Source organism: Herbaspirillum robiniae (assembly GCF_002213415.1).
Classification (GTDB): domain Bacteria; phylum Pseudomonadota; class Gammaproteobacteria; order Burkholderiales; family Burkholderiaceae_D; genus Herbaspirillum; species Herbaspirillum robiniae.
Window position 1 is genome coordinate 175,036 of sequence record NZ_NJGU01000011.1, and the last position, 19,671, is coordinate 194,706.

At 68.1% G+C, this 19,671-nt stretch carries 16 protein-coding genes and 2 riboswitches; of the genes, 9 read left to right on the plus strand and 7 right to left on the minus strand.

Going from position 1 to position 19,671, the window contains the following annotated elements; translation table 11 throughout:
- The first annotated feature begins 30 nt into the window (after positions 1 to 30).
- The gene (locus CEJ42_RS20025) at positions 31 to 1,596 is read left to right on the plus strand and encodes a hypothetical protein (protein ID WP_243397905.1); all 1,566 of its coding nucleotides are present in this window, start codon (positions 31 to 33) and stop codon (positions 1,594 to 1,596) included.
- 10 nt (positions 1,597 to 1,606) lie between these two features.
- Here the strand turns inward: CEJ42_RS20025 and CEJ42_RS20030 are convergent, their stop codons facing one another.
- Both CEJ42_RS20030 and CEJ42_RS20035 read right to left on the minus strand, forming a co-directional pair.
- Positions 1,607 to 3,907 carry an FdhF/YdeP family oxidoreductase gene (locus CEJ42_RS20030; protein WP_088752289.1) on the minus strand — a complete coding sequence of 767 codons (2,301 nt, stop codon included), beginning with the start codon at positions 3,905 to 3,907 and terminating at the stop codon, positions 1,607 to 1,609.
- A 105-nt stretch (positions 3,908 to 4,012) separates the two neighbouring features.
- Positions 4,013 to 4,423, minus strand: a complete 411-nt coding sequence (locus tag CEJ42_RS20035) for a response regulator (RefSeq protein ID WP_088752290.1) — start codon at positions 4,421 to 4,423, stop codon at positions 4,013 to 4,015.
- Positions 4,424 to 4,633: 210 nt separating this feature from the next.
- A riboswitch (yybP-ykoY riboswitch) is annotated at positions 4,634 to 4,802 on the plus strand.
- A 10-nt stretch (positions 4,803 to 4,812) separates the two neighbouring features.
- Here CEJ42_RS20035 and mntP point away from each other — a divergent pair.
- Entirely contained in the window at positions 4,813 to 5,379 is a 567-nt protein-coding gene (mntP, locus tag CEJ42_RS20040; protein WP_079216910.1) for a manganese efflux pump MntP, read from the plus strand.
- A gap of 21 nt (positions 5,380 to 5,400) precedes the next feature.
- Here mntP and CEJ42_RS20045 read toward each other — a convergent pair whose 3' ends face one another.
- Together CEJ42_RS20045 and CEJ42_RS20050 are read right to left on the minus strand one after the other, a co-directional pair.
- A complete protein-coding gene (locus CEJ42_RS20045) occupies positions 5,401 to 6,300 on the minus strand; it encodes a LysR family transcriptional regulator (RefSeq protein ID WP_088752291.1) in 900 nt (299 codons plus the stop codon).
- 71 nt (positions 6,301 to 6,371) lie between these two features.
- Positions 6,372 to 7,325 carry a 2-hydroxyacid dehydrogenase gene (locus CEJ42_RS20050; RefSeq protein WP_088752292.1) on the minus strand — a complete coding sequence of 318 codons (954 nt, stop codon included), beginning with the start codon at positions 7,323 to 7,325 and terminating at the stop codon, positions 6,372 to 6,374.
- A gap of 416 nt (positions 7,326 to 7,741) precedes the next feature.
- Between CEJ42_RS20050 and CEJ42_RS20055 the strand changes: the two genes are divergently transcribed.
- From CEJ42_RS20055 to CEJ42_RS20085, 7 genes are all read left to right on the plus strand, one after another.
- On the plus strand, positions 7,742 to 9,163 hold the full coding sequence (locus CEJ42_RS20055) for an MFS transporter (protein ID WP_079216907.1): 1,422 nt from the start codon (positions 7,742 to 7,744) through the stop codon (positions 9,161 to 9,163).
- A gap of 119 nt (positions 9,164 to 9,282) precedes the next feature.
- A riboswitch (cobalamin riboswitch) is annotated at positions 9,283 to 9,518 on the plus strand.
- 246 nt (positions 9,519 to 9,764) lie between these two features.
- Complete coding sequence (locus tag CEJ42_RS20060; RefSeq protein WP_243397906.1) at positions 9,765 to 11,975, plus strand: TonB-dependent receptor; 2,211 nt, start codon at positions 9,765 to 9,767, stop codon at positions 11,973 to 11,975.
- Positions 11,965 to 13,098: an ABC transporter substrate-binding protein gene (locus tag CEJ42_RS20065; protein WP_243397907.1), complete on the plus strand. Its 1,134-nt coding sequence runs from the start codon at positions 11,965 to 11,967 to the stop codon at positions 13,096 to 13,098. Before CEJ42_RS20060 ends, CEJ42_RS20065 begins: the two co-directional genes overlap by 11 nt.
- Positions 13,095 to 14,150 carry a FecCD family ABC transporter permease gene (locus tag CEJ42_RS20070; RefSeq protein ID WP_088752294.1) on the plus strand — a complete coding sequence of 352 codons (1,056 nt, stop codon included), beginning with the start codon at positions 13,095 to 13,097 and terminating at the stop codon, positions 14,148 to 14,150. Before CEJ42_RS20065 ends, CEJ42_RS20070 begins: the two co-directional genes overlap by 4 nt.
- On the plus strand, positions 14,150 to 14,917 hold the full coding sequence (locus CEJ42_RS20075; RefSeq protein WP_088752295.1) for an ABC transporter ATP-binding protein: 768 nt from the start codon (positions 14,150 to 14,152) through the stop codon (positions 14,915 to 14,917). The genes CEJ42_RS20070 and CEJ42_RS20075 overlap by 1 nt, the downstream gene beginning before the upstream one ends.
- Positions 14,914 to 15,924, plus strand: coding sequence for an MsnO8 family LLM class oxidoreductase (locus CEJ42_RS20080; RefSeq protein WP_088752296.1), 1,011 nt, complete (start codon positions 14,914 to 14,916; stop codon positions 15,922 to 15,924). The genes CEJ42_RS20075 and CEJ42_RS20080 overlap by 4 nt, the downstream gene beginning before the upstream one ends.
- Positions 15,925 to 16,155: 231 nt before the next feature.
- Positions 16,156 to 16,926 (plus strand): hypothetical protein, encoded by a 771-nt coding sequence (locus CEJ42_RS20085; protein WP_088752297.1) that lies wholly within the window; start codon positions 16,156 to 16,158, stop codon positions 16,924 to 16,926.
- Between the two features lie 63 nt (positions 16,927 to 16,989).
- On the opposite strand, the gene CEJ42_RS20090 is transcribed toward CEJ42_RS20085, so the two are convergent.
- The 3 genes from CEJ42_RS20090 to nikR all read right to left on the minus strand — a co-directional run bounded on the left by CEJ42_RS20090 (position 16,990) and on the right by nikR (position 19,434).
- Positions 16,990 to 17,577 (minus strand): antibiotic biosynthesis monooxygenase, encoded by a 588-nt coding sequence (locus CEJ42_RS20090; protein WP_088752298.1) that lies wholly within the window; start codon positions 17,575 to 17,577, stop codon positions 16,990 to 16,992.
- A gap of 95 nt (positions 17,578 to 17,672) precedes the next feature.
- On the minus strand, positions 17,673 to 18,800 hold the full coding sequence (locus CEJ42_RS20095) for a porin (protein WP_088752352.1): 1,128 nt from the start codon (positions 18,798 to 18,800) through the stop codon (positions 17,673 to 17,675).
- A gap of 166 nt (positions 18,801 to 18,966) precedes the next feature.
- Entirely contained in the window at positions 18,967 to 19,434 is a 468-nt protein-coding gene (nikR, locus tag CEJ42_RS20100) for a nickel-responsive transcriptional regulator NikR (RefSeq protein ID WP_088752299.1), read from the minus strand.
- Between the last annotated feature and the right edge of the window lie 237 nt (positions 19,435 to 19,671).

Consider the following 19,671-nt stretch of genomic DNA (forward strand, 5'->3'; position numbering starts at 1 on the left):
GCCATTACCGACTTCAAGCGCACCGACGACATGACGACCATTGCCCCGCTGTCCGCCTCATCCGTATCCGCCGCCTACCAGCCGGCGGCGCGCAGCAGCGCCGCTGGCAGCGCTGCCGTGGGCAGCCAGTCTGACACCGTCGTGCTGGGCGCGTCCTCCGCCGGCGTGTCGCTGTATTCGCCGTCCGGGTTGCTGGCCAACGCCAGGCAGCCGGTCTGGCAGACCAAGCAGGCCGACGCCATCAGCTCGCTGATGGCCGGCGCCGCCGGCGCGGGCGACCTGGCCGGCCGGTTGCAGGGACTGGGCCGCGCCTTGCTCGACCATGTGAGCGAGGGCGGCAACGGCTATGCGCAATCGGTGCTGACCTCGGACCAGGCCATGCAGGGCGACGCCGGTGTGCAAGGCGTGCTGCGCGACCAGCTGCAGCGCTTCGCCACCGACGGCATCGGCCTGTCGGTCACGACCGTGGGCGGCGCCAAGGTCAATTTCTCGCTCTCGACCAACAGTGACGGCATCGCCGTCAACATCGACCTGGAGCAGGGCACGCTGACCGACGTCGACCGCGAGTCGCTGCGCAAGCTGGGCGACGCCTTCCAGGCCGCCATCGACGGCCTGGCCGGGCAGCCGCCGAAACTGGCGCTGGACGGCCTGATGAAGTTCGACACCCAGGCCCTGGCCGCGGTCGACCTCAAGGCCAGGATCGGCGACCAGAACGTGGCGTTCCACGCCGATGCGCAGCAGCGCACGCTGTCCACCACCGGCCCGTCGGGCAACATGAAGGTCGAAGTCGACCTGAAGAACACCGCCATCCTGGGCAGCGGCGAGCAGCGCCAGCGCGCCATCGCCAGCTACCTGCAGCAGTTCGACGCGGCGTCGCGCCGCGGCCACGGCGACGCCGGCCTGACCACGCTGTTCAAGGACGCCTTCGCCCAGCTCAACGGCAACTATCCGGCCCAGGGCTACATGCCGGGCAAGGCCATGCCGGCAGTGTCCGCCGATGCCGACGACCGCCAGATGCTGTCCGGGCTGGCCGACTTCACGGCCTCGATCTCGCAGGCCACCGACTCGCCCAATCCGTTGCGGCGCAATGAAATCGACGGCTTCGACTACCAGGTCTCGCAGCAGACCAGCATCACCGGTCAGAACCAGGCCAACCGCGGCATCGTGCAGCAGCAGCACTCCAGCCTGAAGGCCTCGTGGCACGAGTCGCTGCAGCCGGACCTGCCGCTCAAGCTCGGCACCGACAAGAATTCGCAGAACTACACCTATCACCAGATCGACGACCAGGCGTCCAGCAAGCTGGAGATCGGCTACCAGCTGGGCTACCTGAGCAAGGCCACGCTGAGCCAGTCGGCCAGCCAGAACACGCGCGTCACCAAGTACGTGCTGGGCGAGCAGGTCTCCGACGTCAGCACGCCGCTGCAGTCGGCCATCGTGCGCGACTTCGCCGAGCAACTGCGCGACGGCAAGGACAACCGCACCGCCGACGGCCGCTATCGCTGGCAGCAGAAGCTGGCGCAGATCGGCTCCATGGGTCTGCTGCAGCAGGACCCGTCGGCCATCAGCGCCCAGGGCAAGCAGGCGCTCCTGTACTGATCAGGCGCTCTCAGGCCGCTTCCAGCAGCACCGGGATCGACTTCGACGTCGGCGTGCCGGCGCCGTCGGCATAGCTCGACAGCGGCACCAGCGGGTTGGTCTCGGGATAGTAGGCGGCCATGCAGCCGCGCGGAATGTCGTAGCTGACCAAGCGGAAGCGGTCGGCGCGGCGTTCGATGCCGTCATCCCATACGCTCACCAGGTTCACCCAGTCGCCGTCGGCGAAGCCCAGCATGGCGATGTCGTCGGCGTTGGCGAACACCACGCGGCGCATGCCGAACACGCCGCGATAGCGGTCGTCCAGTCCGTAGACGGTGGTGTTGTACTGGTCGTGCGAGCGCGTGGTCATCAGCGTCATCAGCTTTTCGCCGTGGCGTTCGCGCGCCCGCTGCAGCGGCGAGGCGCGGTCGATCGGATGCACCAGGAACTGCGCCTTGCCGCTGGCCGTACTCCACTCCATCTCGCGCGAGGCCACCTTCAGGTGGAAACCGCCGGGTTTGGCCACGCGGGCGTTGTAGTCGTGGAAATCGTCGAACACCCGCTCGATCAGGTCGCGGATGCGGGCGTAGTCGGCGGCATGCCCGAGCCAGTCGATCGGCGCGTCGCCCAGCGTGGCATGCGCGATGCCGGCGACGATCGCGGTCTCGGAACGCAGGTTGGGCGAGGCCGGCTGGTTCATGCCGAAGGAGATGTGCACCATGCTCATCGAATCCTCCACCGTCACGCCCTGCGCGCGGCCTGCCTGCATGTCGATCTCGGTGCGGCCCAGCACCGGCAGCAGCAGCGCCTCCTTGCCGTGCACCAGGTGGCTGCGGTTGAGCTTGGTGGCCAGGTGCACCGTCAGTTCGCACTGGCGCAGGCCGGCCCAGGTGCGCGGCGTATCCGGCGTGGCGCTGGCGAAATTGCCGCCCAGCCCCATGAACACCTTCACCTCGCCCGCCAGCATCGCTTCGATGGTGCGCACCACGTCGTAGCCGTGATGGCGCGGCGGGTCGAAATGGAACACCTGCTGCAGGCGGTCGAGGAAGGCCTGCGAAGGTTGTTCCTCGATGCCCACGGTGCGGTTGCCCTGCACGTTGGAGTGGCCGCGCACCGGGCACAGGCCCGCGCCCTGTTTGCCGATCTGGCCGCGCATCATCATCAGGTTCGACAGCATGGTCACCGTCAGCAGCGAATTCTTGTGCTGGGTCAGCCCCATGCCCCAGGTGCAGATCACGCGCCGGCCGCGCACGAACACCTGCGTGAGCGCCTCGATCTGTTCGCGCGGCACGCCCGACTCGGCCACCAGCAGGCCCCAGCTCTCGTTGCGCAGGTCCTGCGCGAAGGCCTCGAAACCGCTGGTATGGCGCCCGATGAAATCCGCATCCAGCACCCGCGGCGCGCCCGCGGCCTGCGCTTCTTCGTCCAGTTCCAGCGTGCGCTTGGCCATGGCCTTGATCAGCGCCAGGTCGCCCGAGAGGCGCGGCTGGATGAACATGGAGCTGATCGGCGTGCTCGACATGGTCAGCATCTCCACCGGATGCTGCGGGCTGGTGAAGCGCTCCAGCCCGCGCTCGCGCAGCGGATTGATGGAGACGATGGTGGCGCCGCGCCTGGCGCATTCGCGCAGTTCGCCCAGCATGCGCGGATGGTTGGTGGCCGGGTTCTGGCCGAAGATCAGCAGCGTGTCCGCATGCTCGAAATCCTCCAGCACCACCGTGCCCTTGCCCACGCCCACCGTCTGCGGCAGGCCGCGGCTGGTGGCCTCGTGGCACATGTTGGAACAGTCGGGGAAGTTGTTGGTGCCGTAGGCGCGCACGAACAGCTGGTACAGGAACGCCGCTTCATTGCTGGCGCGCCCCGAGGTGTAGAAGGCGGCCTGGTCGGGCGAGGGCAGCGCCTGCAGGTGACGCGCCACCAGCGCGTAGGCCTGCTCCCATGCGATCGGCACATAGCGGTCGGCGACGGCGTCGTAGACCATGGGGTCGGTCAGGCGGCCGTGCTGCTCGAGCTCGTGGTCGGTCTCGTCCATCAGTTCGGTCACCGTGTGCGCGGCGAAGAAGGCCGGCGTGACGCGCTTGCCGGTGGACTCCGCGGCCACCGCCTTGATGCCGTTCTCGCAGAACTCGAAGGTCGAGGCATGCTCCCTGTCGGGCCAGGCGCAGCCGGGGCAGTCGAAGCCGCCCGGCTGGTTCTGGCCGAACAGCATGCGGTAGTTGCTGCCTTGCACGCGCTCCTTCAGCAGGTTCAGCGCCACGAACTTCAGCGCGCCCCAGCCGGCCGCCGCGTGGGTATAGGGTTTGACGGTGCCGTCGTCTTCCTTGATGCTCATTTCATGCTCCCGGTGGTGATGCCGCCAGCATAGGCGCGCGTCGCGCCGGTCGAAGGGAATAGATCGCGCGACGGCCGACGAGTACAGTTTTCATGCGCGCAGGCCTCAGGCTGCGGCCAGGACCTGCGCGCGGCGCTGCAGGATGCGGCGCACCTGGCGCTCCAGCGTATCGGCGTTGAAGGGCTTGACGATGTAGCCGTCGGCGCCGGTCTCGGCGGCCAGGATGATGTGGTCCTTGTGGGTCTCGGCGGTGAGCATCAGCACCGGCAGCCGGCACAGCCTCGGATGGCTGCGGATCTTGCGCAGCAGGGCGATGCCGTCCATCACCGGCATGTTCCAGTCGGTCAGCACGAAATCAATCGAGCTCGCGCCCGACTCCAGGAGCTTCCAGGCCGCGCTGCCGTCGTCGGCCTCGCTCTGGCGCGGGTAGCCGAGTTCCTTGAGCAGCGCGCCGACGATGCGGCGCATCGGCGCGAAGTCGTCGACGATGAGGAAGTGGCGGTCGGAGGCGGCCATGCTGGCTCCTTTCTGGCGGTGACGGCGGACGGCGCCGCCGCGGTTGCGGCAGCGCCTGAGATGCAGGTTAGCAAGCGCAGGCGCGGCGAAAAATCATACGTTGGTATGAAGCACACCGGATTGGCCGGATTGCCGCCGTGCAATGCATGGCGGACATGCAACAGCAACGCCAGGCGCTTGCGCGCGCATCGCGTACATCGGTTAGAATGCGACCTTCTCTTTGGGGAGTAGCCAGCTTCCGGGCAATCCGGAAGAGCCCGCGTCAACATTCTCGGCAACAGCCGTGGCGCGGGTAGCCAACTTGGTAGGCGAGACCATAGACGCATCTGTGCTCCAGGTCGGGCGCATTGCTGCGTCCATGGACATGCCCGACCCAGGAACCCCGCTTCATGAATTTCCCGTCGCTCATCCTTCTCGCTTTCGCGATGTCTACCGACGCGTTCGCCGCCGCCATCGGCAAGGGCGCCGCGATGCAAAAGCCGCGCCTGTTGCAGGCGCTGCGCATCGGCCTGCTGTTCGGCGTGATCGAAGCCATCACGCCGCTGATCGGCTGGTTCGCCGGCTCGGTCGCCACCCAATGGGTTTCGGAATGGGACCACTGGATCGCCTTCACGCTGCTGCTGGTGCTGGGCGGACGCATGATCCGCGAAGGCATGGGCAAAGAAGAGGAAGAAGCCTCGCCCGAGCCGCAGAAGCAGTCGCTGCTGATGCTGGCGCTGACCGCGGTCGCCACCAGCATCGACGCCATGGCGGTGGGCGTGGGCCTGGCCTTCGTCGACGTCAGCATCCTCGAGGCGTCGCTGCTGATCGGCCTGGCCACCACCCTCATGGTGACCATCGGCGTGATGGTGGGCCGCATGCTGGGCAGCGTGGTCGGCAAGCGCGCCGAGATCATCGGCGGCGTGGTGCTGATCGGCGTGGGCGCGGTGATCCTCTACGAACACCTCGGCGCCTGAGCCCGCGCCGCTTTTCCTCGCTTACCGGCGCTGGCGCGCGGCGAAGTAGTCCGAGGCCATCAGCCGGAAGGCGGTGACGGCGGGATTGTCCTGGTCGCGGCGCCAGGCCATGCTCATTTCGGCGCGCGCGATGTTGCCGGCCAGCGGCCGGAACTCCACGTTGTCATAGTGGAAGCGCTGTGCCGATTCCGGCAGGATGCCCACGCCCAGTCCGGCGCGCACCAGCGAGAGGATGGTGTGGGTCTGGTCGATGTACTGGGTGATGTCGGGTTTGACGTCGTCGGCGCCGAGCATGGCCATGATGCGTTCGTAGAAGTATTTTCCGTGCGTGGGCGAATGCATGATGAAGGGCTGGCCGTCCAGCTGCCGGGTGGCGATGCGGTCGTGGGCGGCCAGCGCATGGCCCCTGGGCATGGCCACGATCAGCGGCTCCTCGTCGACCAGTTCGAACTCCAGCTGCTGGCGCGAGGGCAGCGGCCGCATGAAGCCGATGTCGATGGTATTGGCGGTGAACGCCTCGATCTGCGCCACCGAGATCAGCTCGAACAGCACCACGTCGATGTCCGGCAAGGCCTCCTGCGCCGCCTTGACCAGCTCCGGTATCAGTTCATAGCCGGCCGCGCCGGTGAAACCCACCCGCACCCGTCCGGTCTTGCCCTGGCTGGCGCGGCGCACCGCGCTTTCGGCCTGCTCCGACAGTTGCAGCAGGCGCGTGGCGTCGGCCAGGAACACGCGACCTTCGGTGGTCAGGCGCACCGTGCGTCCGACCCGCTCGAACAGCTGCACGCCCAGCTTGTGCTCCAACAGATGGATCTGCCGGCTCAGCGGCGGCTGGGTCATGTTGAGCAGGGCGGCGGCGCGGCGGAAGTTGAGTTCAGTCGCCGCCACGACGAAGCAGCGGACTTGTGCCAGATCGAGCATGTTCACGGATCGCGAGTAAAGGGGCGCCTGCATTATAGGCATGGCGTCGCAGCGGTGCGATCCCGTGCGGCTCAGGTGGTCAGGCTGCCGTCGGGGCGCTGTCCGGCCAAGCCTTGCGCCAGGCTGGCCAGCACCATCTCGCCCATGGCCGTGCGCGACTCCACGGTGGCGCTGGCGCGGTGCGCCTGCAGCACCACCTGGTCCATTCCCAGCAAAGCCGGCGGCACATTGGGCTCGTCGGCGAACACATCCAGGCCGGCGCCCGCGATCACGCCGCGTTCCAGCGCGTCGACCAGGTCGCGCTCCACCACCAGCTTGCCGCGCGCGATGTTGATGAGGTAGCCGTCGCGGCCCAGCGCGTCCAGCACGGAGGCGTTGATGATGCCCTGGGCCTTGTCGGCCGCGGCCGCCAGCACCAGCACCTCGCTCTCCCGCGCCAGCTGGATCAGGTCCGGCACGAACCGGTGCGGCAGGTCGTCCATCGCGCGCAGGTCGGTGTAGTTGATCGGGCAGCCGAAGGCGGCCGCGCGCTGAGCGATGGCGCGTCCCACCTTGCCCATGCCGACGATGCCCACGCGCTTGCCGCTGAGGCGGCGCGACAGGGGAATGGCGCCCGGATGCGGATGCTTCACCCAGTCGCCGCGCTTGACGAATGCATTGCCGGGGCAGATCTGCCGGCACACCGTCAGCATCAGGGCGATGGCGAGGTCGGCCACATCCTCGGTCAGCGCGCCGAAGGTGCCGGTCACCGGGATACCCTTGCTGCGCGCGTAGGCCAGGTCGACCGCATCGGTGCCCACGCCGTTGACGGCGATCACCTTCAGCGCCGGCAGGCGGTCGATCAGCGTATTGGCGATGCCGGTATGGCCGCCGGTGATCACGCCTTCGACGGCGTCGCCGTGCTCGCGGATCCAGGCATCCTTGTCTTCCTTCTCGAACAGGCGGTGCATGTGATACAGGCTGTCGAGCTTGTCGTTGATGGCCGGCACCAGGATGGGATTGAGCTGCAGCACGTGGGATTTCATTGCGGGACTCCTTGTCTGTCGATGGCGATGCCGGCGGATGATGCGGGCTTTCGCAGCGGGCGTCCAATCCGAAAAGGCTATCAACTGATACCGGAAATGACGCGCGGGATCGATTCAATCCGCGCATCACCTAATAGCGAGAAAAGATTGGACGGGCGCTGCGCCGGCGGCGATGATTTCCAGCGTCGGCAAACCGCCGCGACCATAACCAGGGCGCAACATGTCCCCGTCCGGGGACGCACAACAAAGCCCGTACATGCATTGGAGACAGACGTGAACCATCCGACCAGGCCGGGCGCTTCCTAGCGGCCTTGCCCCTTCCCCCTTTCTTCTTCACGGCAGGCCCGCTCCCGCCGCCGCGCAGCCGCCTGCGCCGGAACAACAATCACGAGACACGCCATCAAAGGAGTCCGACGATGAATCACGCCGACGCCGCAGACACCGTCGCCAGCCAGTCATCCGCCGCATCCCCGCCCCCGGCGGAGGCATTCCGCCAGCATGAAAAGCGCACCGGCTACCGCTGGGTGGTGATGGGCCTGATTTTCTGCATCTGGGCCGTCGCCTGCGCCGACCGCGCCAATTTCGGCATCGCCCTGCCGTACATGAAGAAGGAGTACGGCATCAGCAACACCGAGGCCGGGCTGATCGTCAGCCTGTTCTCGTTCGCCTATGGTTTCGTGCAGATCCCGGTGGGCCTGATGTACAAGCGACTGAGCGAGAAGACCACGGGCTTCCTGTTCTCGGTGTTCATGCTGCTGACTTCGCTATTTACCGGCCTCATGGGCACCACTTCCTCGGTGCTGCTGCTGCAGGCGTACCGCGTCGGCCTGGGCTTGTCGGAAGGGCCGCTGGGCATAGGCTGCACCAACGTCATCAACCGCTGGTTCCCGCCTGAGGAAAAGGGCACGGCCACCGGACTGTGGATTGCCGCCTCCAAGCTGGGCCCGCTGATCGTGCCGACGGTATGCATCATCGTCATCGAGCTGTGGGGCTGGCGCGAGATCTTCTACGTGTTCGCGGTGCCGGGCGTGTTCCTGGCCATCCTGTGGATGTTCCTGGTGACCAATTCGCCGACCGGCAACCGCTTCTGCAACGACGCCGAGCGCCGCTACATCAGCCAGGAGCTGCCGCCCTCGGCCGCCGCCGGCGCCAGGCCGCAGGCCGGCGCGCAGGTCAGCGCCATGCCGTGGCTGGACGCGATCAACCGCACCCGGCGCGTGCCGCGCCTGGAGACGCTGCGCCAGGTCTTCACCTCCTGGAACATCATCGGCGTGGCCATCGGCTACGGCTGCATGATCGGCATCAGCAATATCTTCATGTCGTGGATCCCGACCTACCTGGTGACGGTGAAAGGTTTCGCCTCGGTAAAGATGGGCTTTCTTGCCTCGGCGCCCTTTATCGGCGCAGTGGCCGGCAACATGCTGGGCGGCATCATCTCCGACCGGCTGCTGGGCGGCCGTCGCAAGCCGATGATGATGCTGGGCGCGCTGGGCACCGTGGTGATGATGCTGCTGCTGATTGAAGCGCCGGACAGCGTGCTTTATCTCGGCATCACGCTGATGGCGTCGGGCCTGATGCTGGGCATCGGTTTCGCCGGCTATTCCGCCTATCCGATGGGCCTGGCCACCAAGTCCACCTATCCGACCGCGTTCGGCATCGTCAACTCGCTGGGCCAGATCGGCGGCGCCTGCGCGCCGCTGGCGGTAGGCTTGCTGCTGGACAGCTACAGCTGGACCAGCGTGTTCCTGTACATGGTCGGCACCGCGCTGCTGTGTCTGGTGCTGCTGCTGAGCGTGGTGGAACCGATCACCGTGACCAAGCCGGGAGAACAGGCCTGATCCCCGGCATCCCGCCGTCAGGGGATGCCAGGGTTGAGCCCGCCATTGCGCGGGCTCTTTTTCATTGGCGGCGAGGCATGGCTGCAACGGCCGGCGTTGCGCGCCGGGTGACAACGCGAGTAACATACGCGCGTTTTGGTGCTCGCGGCCGGATTCCCGGCCGCAGTTAAACGGGAAACACGCGCCGGCGTTGCCGGCGGTCAACGTGTGCTGCCCCCGCAACGGTAAGACAGGCGCCGCATCCTTCGATGCGGCAGGTTGCCTCCAAGGTCCACTGTACCGGCAAGACCAGGTATGGGAAGGCGTGGCGATCGGTTCTGTCAGCCCGGATACCGGCCAGGACGGATGGACGCAGGCGACCGGGGTGTGTCGCGACTGCCTGGCGAATCAACCGATTTTTCGAACAAGACGAATGGCGTGCGCGCGGCGCGGGATTGCTCCTGTCCGCGTTGCGCGCCGGTGCGCTTGCGCGTTGGACTCGCCGCGGCCGTCGCCACGATTTCCGTTCTCCTGTTTCCCTTGATCGCAGCGCGCGGGGAGGCGCGCTCCACAAGAAACGGCCAGCCTCACCCCATCCGGCGGCCACCAACAGGAAGCGTCAATGAAGAAGCAAAGCGGGAAGACGGCAGCGGCCGCGCACCTCCAATCCGACTCATCCATGGCCGTCGTGCGGCTGCGCCGCAAGCGCCTGGCCGTTGCGCTGGCCGGCGCCTGCTCGGCGCTGGGCGGCGCCCATGCCTGGGCCCAGGCCGAGGGCGCGGCGGCATTGCCCGAGATCGTGGTCTCGACCCAGACCGAGAGCGAGCTGAAAAAGCCCGGCACCGCCGGCGGCCGCCTGGAGCTGACGCCGCTGGAGACCCCGGCCAGCGTCACCACCATCTCCGGCGACACCATCCGCGAGCGCGGTTACCAGAGCCTGCTGGAGGCCGAGACGCGCGCGCCTGGCGTGAGCTCGGTGCCGTTCTCGGGCAACGGCAACAATTCGCTGTCGGCGCGCGGCTTCTACGGCCCCAACTCGATCTCGCAGCTGTACGACGGCCTGCAGCTCTACAACGCCGGCGGCGTGGTGACCTTCCCGTTCGATCCGTGGAACGTCGAGCGCGTGGAGTTCCTCAGCGGCCCGGCCTCGGTGCTGTACGGCACCGGCTTTGTCGGCGGCGCCGTCAACGTGGTGCCCAAGAAGCCCGACTTCAGCAAGCAATCCAACGAGGTGCAGCTCTCCGCCGGCTCCTTCGGCACCTGGCGCCAGGCGGTCGACAGCAGCGGTCCGTTGAACGACCACTGGGCCTATCGCATCAACGCCAGCCACACCAGTTCGGACGGCTGGATGGAGCGCGGCCGCAACGACAGTCTCGCCGTCTCGGCCGCGCTGGCATGGAAGGCCACGCGCGACCTGACGCTGACGCTCTCCAACGACTACGGCGATATCAATCCCGGCAGCTATGAAGGCACGCCGATCGCCAACGGCAGCGTGATCCAGAGCCTGCGCTACAAGAACTTCAACGTCGACGACGCCCAGGTGCGCTTCACCGAGAACCGCACCTACCTGCGCGCGCGCTACCAGCTCACGCCCGACGTGGTGCTCAACAACGACGTCTACCTGATTAAGCACGAGCGTCGCTACAAGGAAACCTATACCTACACCTACAATCCGGCTACCGGCAACGTCGCGCGCTCCAACTACCGCGACATCATCGGCTACCAGACCCAGTACGGCGACCACGGCTACGCCACCATCGACGGCCAGCTGCTGGGCCGCAAGAACCAGCTGGTCGCGGGCTTCGACGTCAACCGCTCGACCTACGACCGCAACGACAACACCAACAGCGCCGGCAACTTCCCGGGCTCGAGCACGGTCAGCGCGGCCGGTTTCAATCCCGGCGTGTTCTCGCAAGGCACCACGGCGTCCATGCGCTACCTGTACCGGGTGACGCTGGACCAGGCCGGCGTGTTCCTGCAGGACCGCTACCAGCTGGCCGACCAGTGGACCATCAGCGGCGGCGTGCGCGGCGACAACTACCAGACCAGGCGCGATGACACGCAGACCGGCGCCAGCGCCAGCGGCAACATCAACGCCGTGTCGTGGAACACCGGCGTGGTGTTCACCCCGGTGCGCGACATCTCGCTGTACGCGCAGTACGCGGTGGCGTCCGACCCGGCGACTTCGCTGGCCAGCATCAGCGCCTCGCAGATGCAGTACGCGGTGTCCAGGGGCAAGCAGGTCGAACTCGGCGTGAAGCAATCGCTGTGGGACGGCAAGCTGGACTGGACGCTGGCCGCCTATCGCATCATCAAGAGCAACCTGCTCACGCCCAACATCAACAACACCTCGCTGTCCGACACCGTGGGCCAGCAGTCTTCGCGCGGCCTGGAAGCCTCGATCACCTTCCGGCCCACGCGCGACTGGCGCATCGAAGCCAACGCGTCGATCCTGCAGGCGCAGTTCGACGACTTCGTGGCCAGCGTCGGCGGCAAGCCGACCTCGCTGCAGGGCTATCGTCCGCAGTTCGCGCCCAAGCGCACCGGCAACCTGTTCGTCGCCTGGAACTTCATGCCGCAGTGGGAAGCGCGCAGCGGCGCTCATTACGTCAGCGACCGCTATTCGGACAACACCGACGTCTCGCGCCTGCCCGCCTACACCGTACTGGACGCGGGCCTGGCCTGGCGCGCCACGGATCGCCTGAAGTTCGACTTCCGCATCGACAACCTGACCGACAAGGTCTATGCCGCGTCCACCTACGCCGGCACCGCCACGCAGTGGATCCTGGGCGCGCCGCGCAGCTACACGTTGACCATGAACTATGCGTTCTGACCTGCGTGTCCGCATGGTGCGCCAGCGCACCGGATGGCGTGCAGCGCCGGCGCTGCTGCTGTTGGCGTGCGCGGCGCTGCTGGCGTTGCCGGCGTTACCCGCGCATGCGGATGACCCGGCCGTCCTCGGCCAGCAGGGTGGCCAGCTGCGCTTTCGCGACGACGCCGGCCGCGAGATCACGCTGCCGGTGCCCTTGCGGCGCGTGGTGGTGTTCAACCGTTACACCACCGAGTTCGTGCGCGCCGTCGGCGGCATGCCGGCGGTGGTCGGCGTGGACATCGACTCCGCGCGCAGCAAGGAGTACTGGCCCACGGTCACGCCCGGCATGCTGGCCGGGCAGGGCCAGTCCAGTCCCAACTACGAAGCCATCGTCGCCATGCGGCCGGAGGTGGTCTTCTTCCCGCGCAACAGCGACTGGCAAAAGGCGGCCGAGGTGCTGGGGCGCTTCCATATCACGGTGGTGGTGCTGACCGCGTGGGACGTGCTGAAGCACGAGCAGAACGTCGAGCTGCTGGGACGGCTGTTCGGCCAGCCGCAGCGCGCGGCGCGGCTCAACGCCTTCTACCGCGGCTACCGCGACCTGCTGGCGCAGCGGCTCAGGGGCGTGGCGCGCAAGCGCGTCTACATCGAGGAAGTCGGCAACTACAAGACCCTGCTCAAAGGCTCGGGCTGGCACGACATGGTTGAGCTGGGCGGCGGGCAGAACGTGTTCGGCGACGTCGAGATCGCCGGACAGTCTTCCGCGCGCGGCACGGTGCAGGGCTTTTCCGTGGATCCCGAGGAAGTGATCGCGCGCCGACCGGAGCTCATCGTCAAGCTGGAGCCGGGCCAGTACCTGCCGCATCCGCGCGCGTTCTCCGAGCAGGTGCTCAAGGGCATCGCCGCGCGTCCCGGCTTCGCCTCCCTGCCGGCGGTGCGCAGCGGGCAGGTGTATCACATCAGCTATTACCTGGCCGGCGGCTGCTCCAAGATCATCGGCGCGCTGCAGATCGCCAAGTGGCTCTATCCGGGGCGCTTCGCCGACGTCGATCCCGAACAGGCGATGAAGGTCTGGCTGGAGCAGTTCCAGGACGTGCCGGCGCCGGGCGGTTATTCGGTGTCGCTGGCGGAGCTGCGCAAATGATGCCGCTGGCGCTGCAGCTGCGCGCCCGCCGGCGTCGCCGGCTGTGGCTGGCGGCGGCCGCCGTCGCGCTGCTATTGCTGATGGCGCTGGCCTCGCTGTGCCTGGGCGCGCGCGGCATCGCGCCGGGCGAGGTCCTGCGCATCCTGCTGCTGCCGCAGCGCTGGCAGGCCGGCATCGCCGATGCGCCGCGCGCGGTGCTGCTCGAGCTGCGCCTGCCGCGCACCGTGATGGCGCTGGCCGCCGGCGCCGGACTGGCGCTGTCGGGCGCGGCCATGCAGGGCATCACGCGCAATCCGCTGGTCAGCCCCTACACGGTAGGCATTTCCCCGGCGGCTGCTTTCGGCGCTTCGCTGGCGATCCTGGCCGGCGCCGGCGGACACGCGTTCGGGCCTTACCTGATCGTCGCCGCCGCGTTCGCCTGCGCGGTGAGCTGCGCGGCCATGGTGCTGGCGTTCGCCGCCTTGCGCGGGGTGTCGGCAACGATGCTGGTGCTGGGCGGGGTCGGACTGACCTACCTGTTCGGGGCGCTGACGGCCAGCGTGCAGTTCGTCGCCAGCGAACAGCAGCTGGCCGCCATCGTGCAGTGGAGTTTCGGTTCGCTCAACGGCATCACCTGGCGCGAGGTATCGGTCTGCGGTGTGGTGCTGCTGGCTTGCGCGCCGGTGCTGCTGGCGCATGCCTGGGCGCTCAACGCCTTCGCCGCCGGCGGCGACGATGCCGCCGCCGCGCTGGGATTTCCGGTGCGGCGCGTGCGCGCGGTGGTGACGGTGGCGGCGGTCATGACGACCGCGTCCATCGTCAGCTTCACCGGCGTGATCGGTTTCGTCGGCCTGGTGGCGCCGCACATCGCGCGCCTGGTGGTGGGCGGCGACCATCGCTGGCTGCTGCCGTTTTCCGCCGCCACCGGCGCGCTGCTGGTGCTGGCGGCCGACCTGGCCGGGCGCCTGCTGTTCGCGCCGGTGATCATTCCGGTGGGCATCGTAGTGGCCTATATCGGCGTGCCGCTGTTCCTGCACCTGTTGCTGTCCAGCCGCCACAAGGGAGAGCTGTGATGCTGCACATCGACGCCTTGCACTACCGCCACGGCGAGCGCGAAATCCTCGACGGCATTCGGCTGGACGTCGCCGCCGGCGAAGTGGTGGCGCTGCTGGGGCCCAACGGGGCCGGCAAGAGCACGCTGCTGCGCTGCGTGAACCAGCTGGCCGGCCGCTACCGCGGGCGCATCCTCGTCGACGGGCGCGACGCCGCCGCGCTGGCGCCGCGCGAACTCGCGCGCACGGTGTCGTGGGTGCCGCAGCAGGCCGGCGGCAGCATGGCCTTGCGCGTGCTCGACATGGTGCTGCTGGGCCGGGCCCCGCACCGGCGGCGCGGCAGCGGCGAGCGCGACCTGGCGATTGCGCTTGAAGCCATCTCGCGCCTGCATCTGGAAGAACTGGCCTTGCGCCCGGTCGATCGCCTCAGCGGCGGTGAGCGCCAGCGCGTGATGCTGGCGCGCGCCATGGCGCAGGAAGGGCGGCTGATGCTGCTGGACGAGCCTACCAGCGACCTCGACCTGCGCCATCAGGTGGAGGCGATGCAGGCGGTGCGCGAGATCGCCCGCGCGCGCGACGCCGCCATGCTGGTGGCGATCCACGACCTGGCGCTGGCCGCGCGTTTCGCCGACCGGCTGGTGATGCTGGCCGGCGGCCGCATCCACGCCGCCGGGCCGTGGCGCGAGGTGTTGACGCCGGCCAACATCCTCGCCGTGTATGGCGTGCACGCGCGGGTCGGCTGCGACGACGGCATTCCCTACGTGATCCCGACCGGAGCGGCGGCATGACGAAGCGTCGCCCGTTGATCGCCTTCGACCAGTCGGCCTGCGGCGCCGGCCGCTCGCACGCGGATGCCCTGCGCGATACGCTGACGCTGGCGCAGCAGTGCGAGCAGCAGGGCTACCACCGCTTCTGGGTGTCGGAGCATCACAACAACGGCGCCATCGTCGGCAGCGCGCCCGAGGTCATGCTGGGCGCGCTGTCGGTCTTGACCGGGCGCATGCGCATCGGCGCGGCCGGCATCCTGCTGCCGTTCTACGCGCCGTTCAAGGTGGCCGAGCAGTTCCGCGTGCTGGAGGCGCTGGCGCCGGGGCGCATCGACCTCGGGCTGGGGCGCTCGCCGGGCGGCGATCCGCAGATCTTCTCGGTACTCAACCCGCAGGGCAGCAGCGCGCGCGAGGGTTTCGAAGCCAAGGTGCGCGAGCTGCTGGACTGGCTGCGCGACGACCGCGTCATGCCGGAACATGCGCACCGCATCGACGCGCTGCCGCGCAATCCCGGTTGCGCCCTGCCGTGGATGCTGGTGACCTCGGTGGAGGGCGCGCGCACCGCGGGTGGCCTGGGGCTGCCCATGTGCTTCAACTATTCGGCCGAGCAGAGCCGCGGCATCGAGGAGCAGGCCTTCGCCGCCTATCGCGCCGCCTTCATGGCCGGCGCGCATCTGGATGCGCCCTATACGGCGCTGATGTTTTTCGCGCTGGCCGCCGACACCGCCGAGCAGGCGCGTTACCTGTTCTCGTCGCGCGCCTTGTGGCGCATCCGGCTGGACGAGGGCGTGCGCGCGCCGATCGAGCCGCCCGCGCTCGCGCACGCGCATTCCCTGATGAGGGGACGCGAGGCGCGCATCGCGCAGCAGCTGGAAGTCAACCTGGTGGGCGACGCCGGCGAGCTCGCGCGGCGCATCGGCGAGGTGGCCGATCGTGTCGGCGCCGACGAGATCGGCCTCACCAACTGGGCCTATCACCTCGAGGATCGCGTCCACTCGCACCGCTTGCTGGCGCAAAGACTGGGTTGACGGTGGCGCTGCGCATCCGTGCGGATGCCGTCGGTTTCAATTGAAACACGCGGCGCTCCGGATGACATATCGGCGTCACGCCATGCGCGCAAGATGCCTGTCAGACCACACGGCAAGGAAACTGACTGCCGCCGGGGCTTTCGGGGTACGCTAGCGCGGACTCGTCGTATTCGCGGGATTCGTCGGATTTGCCGGATTCGCGAACAATGTCACATCACAGGGGAAACCATCATGTCCGTCGTCAACTATCTGGCCGCCTGCGGCCTCGCCTTGAGCGCCGTCGCCGTCCAGGCGCAGCCGCTGCAATTGCCGCAGGTCGAGGATGCCGCCCAGGCCGCCCTGCTGCAAGAGGCCAACGCCCAGTACCAGGGCTACCTGGCCGCGCCGGACAACTATTTTCATGCCGAGGCCGCGGGCCGCTGGCCTTGCGCAGTGCCGGCCAAGCTGGTGCAAGACCTGACCGGCACTTCCGACTACGCCGGCCGCCAGGGCGGCAAGGCTTTCGGCCACAAGTTCAGCAAGGTGGCGGTGCATCCGGTCGTGGCCGAATGCCGGGGCGGCAAACTGGACGGTGTGGTGGAACTGGTCTACGAGGCCACTCGCCAGGCCTGGGGGCCGGGATTTAGGGCCCGCTCGCAGGAGACCGGCCGGGTGGTCGCCACCATCAGGGATGGCCGGGTGATCCATCGCACCGAACTGCGCAGGTCGGTCAACGGCGGCGATGTCTCGGTGGCCAGCAGCGCAGAGACGCCGGCGGGCGCGTTCATCACCAGCGCCACCACGCTGGCGGCGGGCGGCGCGCAGAAATTCTTCCTCAAGCGCCCGGTGGCGGGCGCAGGCGGGCAGCGCCAAGAGAAATCGTACTACGAGGGAACGCGCCTGGTGACGGTGGAACAGGCCGACGCCCGGGGCCGTCCGGACGGCCGCAACACCAGCAACAAGGGCGGCGTGGAGAAGTCGACCTGCTTCAGGCACGGCAAGGAAATCGGCTGCGCCGGCTGATGCGCCGGCGTCCGCAAAAAAGCCCGCGCTTGCGGGCTTTTTCTTTGGCCGCTCAGGACATCCTCAGCGGGCGAACAGCCAGCGCTGCGCCAGCCGCGTATAGCGCGGCATGACCACGTACACCATGAGCGCGACCACCATGCCGGAGCCGATCAGGCCGTCGAGCCCGCGCCAGTGCGGCAGGCCCGCTCCGTGCAGCAGCGGCAGCACCAGTTGTGACGTCGCCAGCGAGAGCGGGAAGATCGCCGACCAGGTCAGCAGGAACTGCTTCCATCTGACCGGCAGCCTGGCCTTGGCGCCTTCCGGCGAGAACCAGAAGTCCAGTCCGCTGCGCACGAAGAATTCGTCGTCGCGCGCGAGGAAGGGTTTGACGCGTTCGATATGCGCGGCACGTTGCGCCGAGCCCATCCACTGCTGCAGCCGCTGCGGCGACTCGAACCTGAGGATCACCGTATAGGCGGTCGTGACGCCCTTGACCGGGCGCACCACCTGCCAGTCGATGAGGCCGGCGGCGGCCTGGCTGGAGGCGGCCACTTCGGCCAGCCAGGCCTCGTACTGCGCATGCATGCCGTGGCGGATGCGGTGGGTGATGACCACGGTGGCGCCGTGGTCGGCATCGGGATGGCGGTTGGGCGCGGTGTCGTTGTTCACATGGGCTCCGTGGGCGGGTGGCGTGGGGCGGATGAGGCAGGGTGCGGCCGCAACGCCGCCGGTGGCGCGGGCGGCGTTCCGTATTTTCACACGCCTCAGAACTTGTGCCGCAATCCCATGCGCAGCACGTTCTGCGCGCTGTCGTCGGTCGGCGCCACCGCATAGGCGGCGCCGATTACGCCGGGATTGTTCACTTCGCCGGCGTTTTGCCGGCTGAGCACGGCATAGACGTCGGTGCGTTTGGAGAGGAGGTAGTCCACGCCCAGGTTGAGCTGCGTGGTGCGCGCGCGCGTGGCGCCGGCGCCGGCACGGGCGATGTCGGTGCGGTCGTGGATCACGCTGGCCAGCAGGTGCAGCCTGGCATCGTGGGCGTAGTCCACGCCGATGTCGATGATGTTGGCGCGTGTGGCGCTGGTGATGTTCACCAGGCCCGTGGCTGCCAGCGGCGCCTGCAGCGGACGGCGCGTCTGCGACCAGGCGGCGAACAGCTTGGCCGGCCCGGCCTGGTAGCTGGCGCCCAGCGTGAAGGTCTTCAGGTCGGTGTCGCCGGCGCGCGCGGGCAGGGCGTCGGCCGCCAGCTTGCTCTGGTAGTAGGCGCCGCCGAGGCCGAATGCGCCGCCGGCGTAGTTGGCGCCGACGCCGACCGCGCGTCCGGCCGCATTGTTGCCGGCCACTTCGCCCATGCCATAGAACAGGCTGCCGGTGACGCCGCCGTAGCTGGCCGTATCGAAGCGCAGGGAGTTGCTGGTGCGCGCGCCGGTGATGCGGTCCAGGCTGTTGAAGTGCCCGGCGCGCACGCCGCCGCCGCCGAAGATCTGGAACGAGGTATAGCGGGTGCCGATGTCTTCCAGGGAGTCGGTCTGGCGGCCCAGCGTCAGCGTGCCGGCGTGGCCGGAGAGGCCGACCACCGACTTGCGGTCGAACAGCGTGCCGGGCGTGGCCATGCCGCCGTCGTCGGCGCTGAAGCCGGTCTCGAACTGGAAGATGGCCGACAGGCCGCCGCCCAGGTCTTCCTTGCCGCGAAAGCCGATGCGCGAGGCCATCTGGTCGCCGGAGTCCAGGCTCAGGCGGCTGTGGTTGCCCGGCGCGGCCTTGCTGGTATAGGCCAGGCTCATGTCGATGACGCCATAGACGGTGACGCTGCTGTCCTGTTGCGCCTGCGCTGCCAGGGGGAGGGCGGCGGCCATGCCGAGCACGGCCGGGAGGAGGGGGGATTTTTTCATGTGCATTCCCGTGGAGGTGGATCGGATCGGGCTTTGCCTGCCGGCAAAAAACCACGGGAATATAGCGGCGGCGCCTGCCGCCTGTATGGGACAAAACCGTACCGGGCCGCGCCGGCCGCGAGCACGAATGTACAAGGCGGCCCGCCGGGGCGCGCCCGGGGCCGCTTCAGCTCTTGGGATGCAGGTGCACGTGGCCGTGCCCGTGGGCGGCGCGCACGTATTTTTCCTTCTTCATCTCCACCGGCACGATGTGCACGTTGCCGTGCCGGACGCCGGTCTGCGAAATGATGGCGTCGGCGCAGGCGCGCACCTCGTCGATGCGGCCCTTGAGGATCACCGTTTCGAGGCAGTTGTCGTGGTCGAGGTGGACGTGCTGGGAGGCCGCGGCGACGTCGTGGTGATCGTGCTGCAGCTGGGTCAGGCGATTGGCCAGCATGCGCTCGTGGTGGTCGTAGATGTAGCTGACCGTGGCCACGCACCACTTGGCCTTGCCGTCGTCGACATCGGACTGGCCCAGCTCCTTGCGCACCAGGTCGCGGAAGGCCTCGGAACGGTTCGAATAGCCCTTGCCGGCGACGAATTTGTCGAACTCTTCCGCCAGGTCGTCGTCGACCGAAATTGTCCAGCGCTGCATAGCGATTCCCCTCTGATGGATGCGGGGATGATAGCAGCGTCGTCGCCGCACTCAAACGCGGCCTCGCCCGACAGCGCCGCAGCGGCGGCCCTCGGCGGCGGCATGGGCGACCGGCGCGCAGGCGCAGGGATCGCCGATTAATATCCAATGCGAATTAAAGACGATAGAATTATATATTGGACAAATCGTGACCGAGGCGGCACTCTTGTGCTCCCTTTTTCAGCACACGCAGCTCTG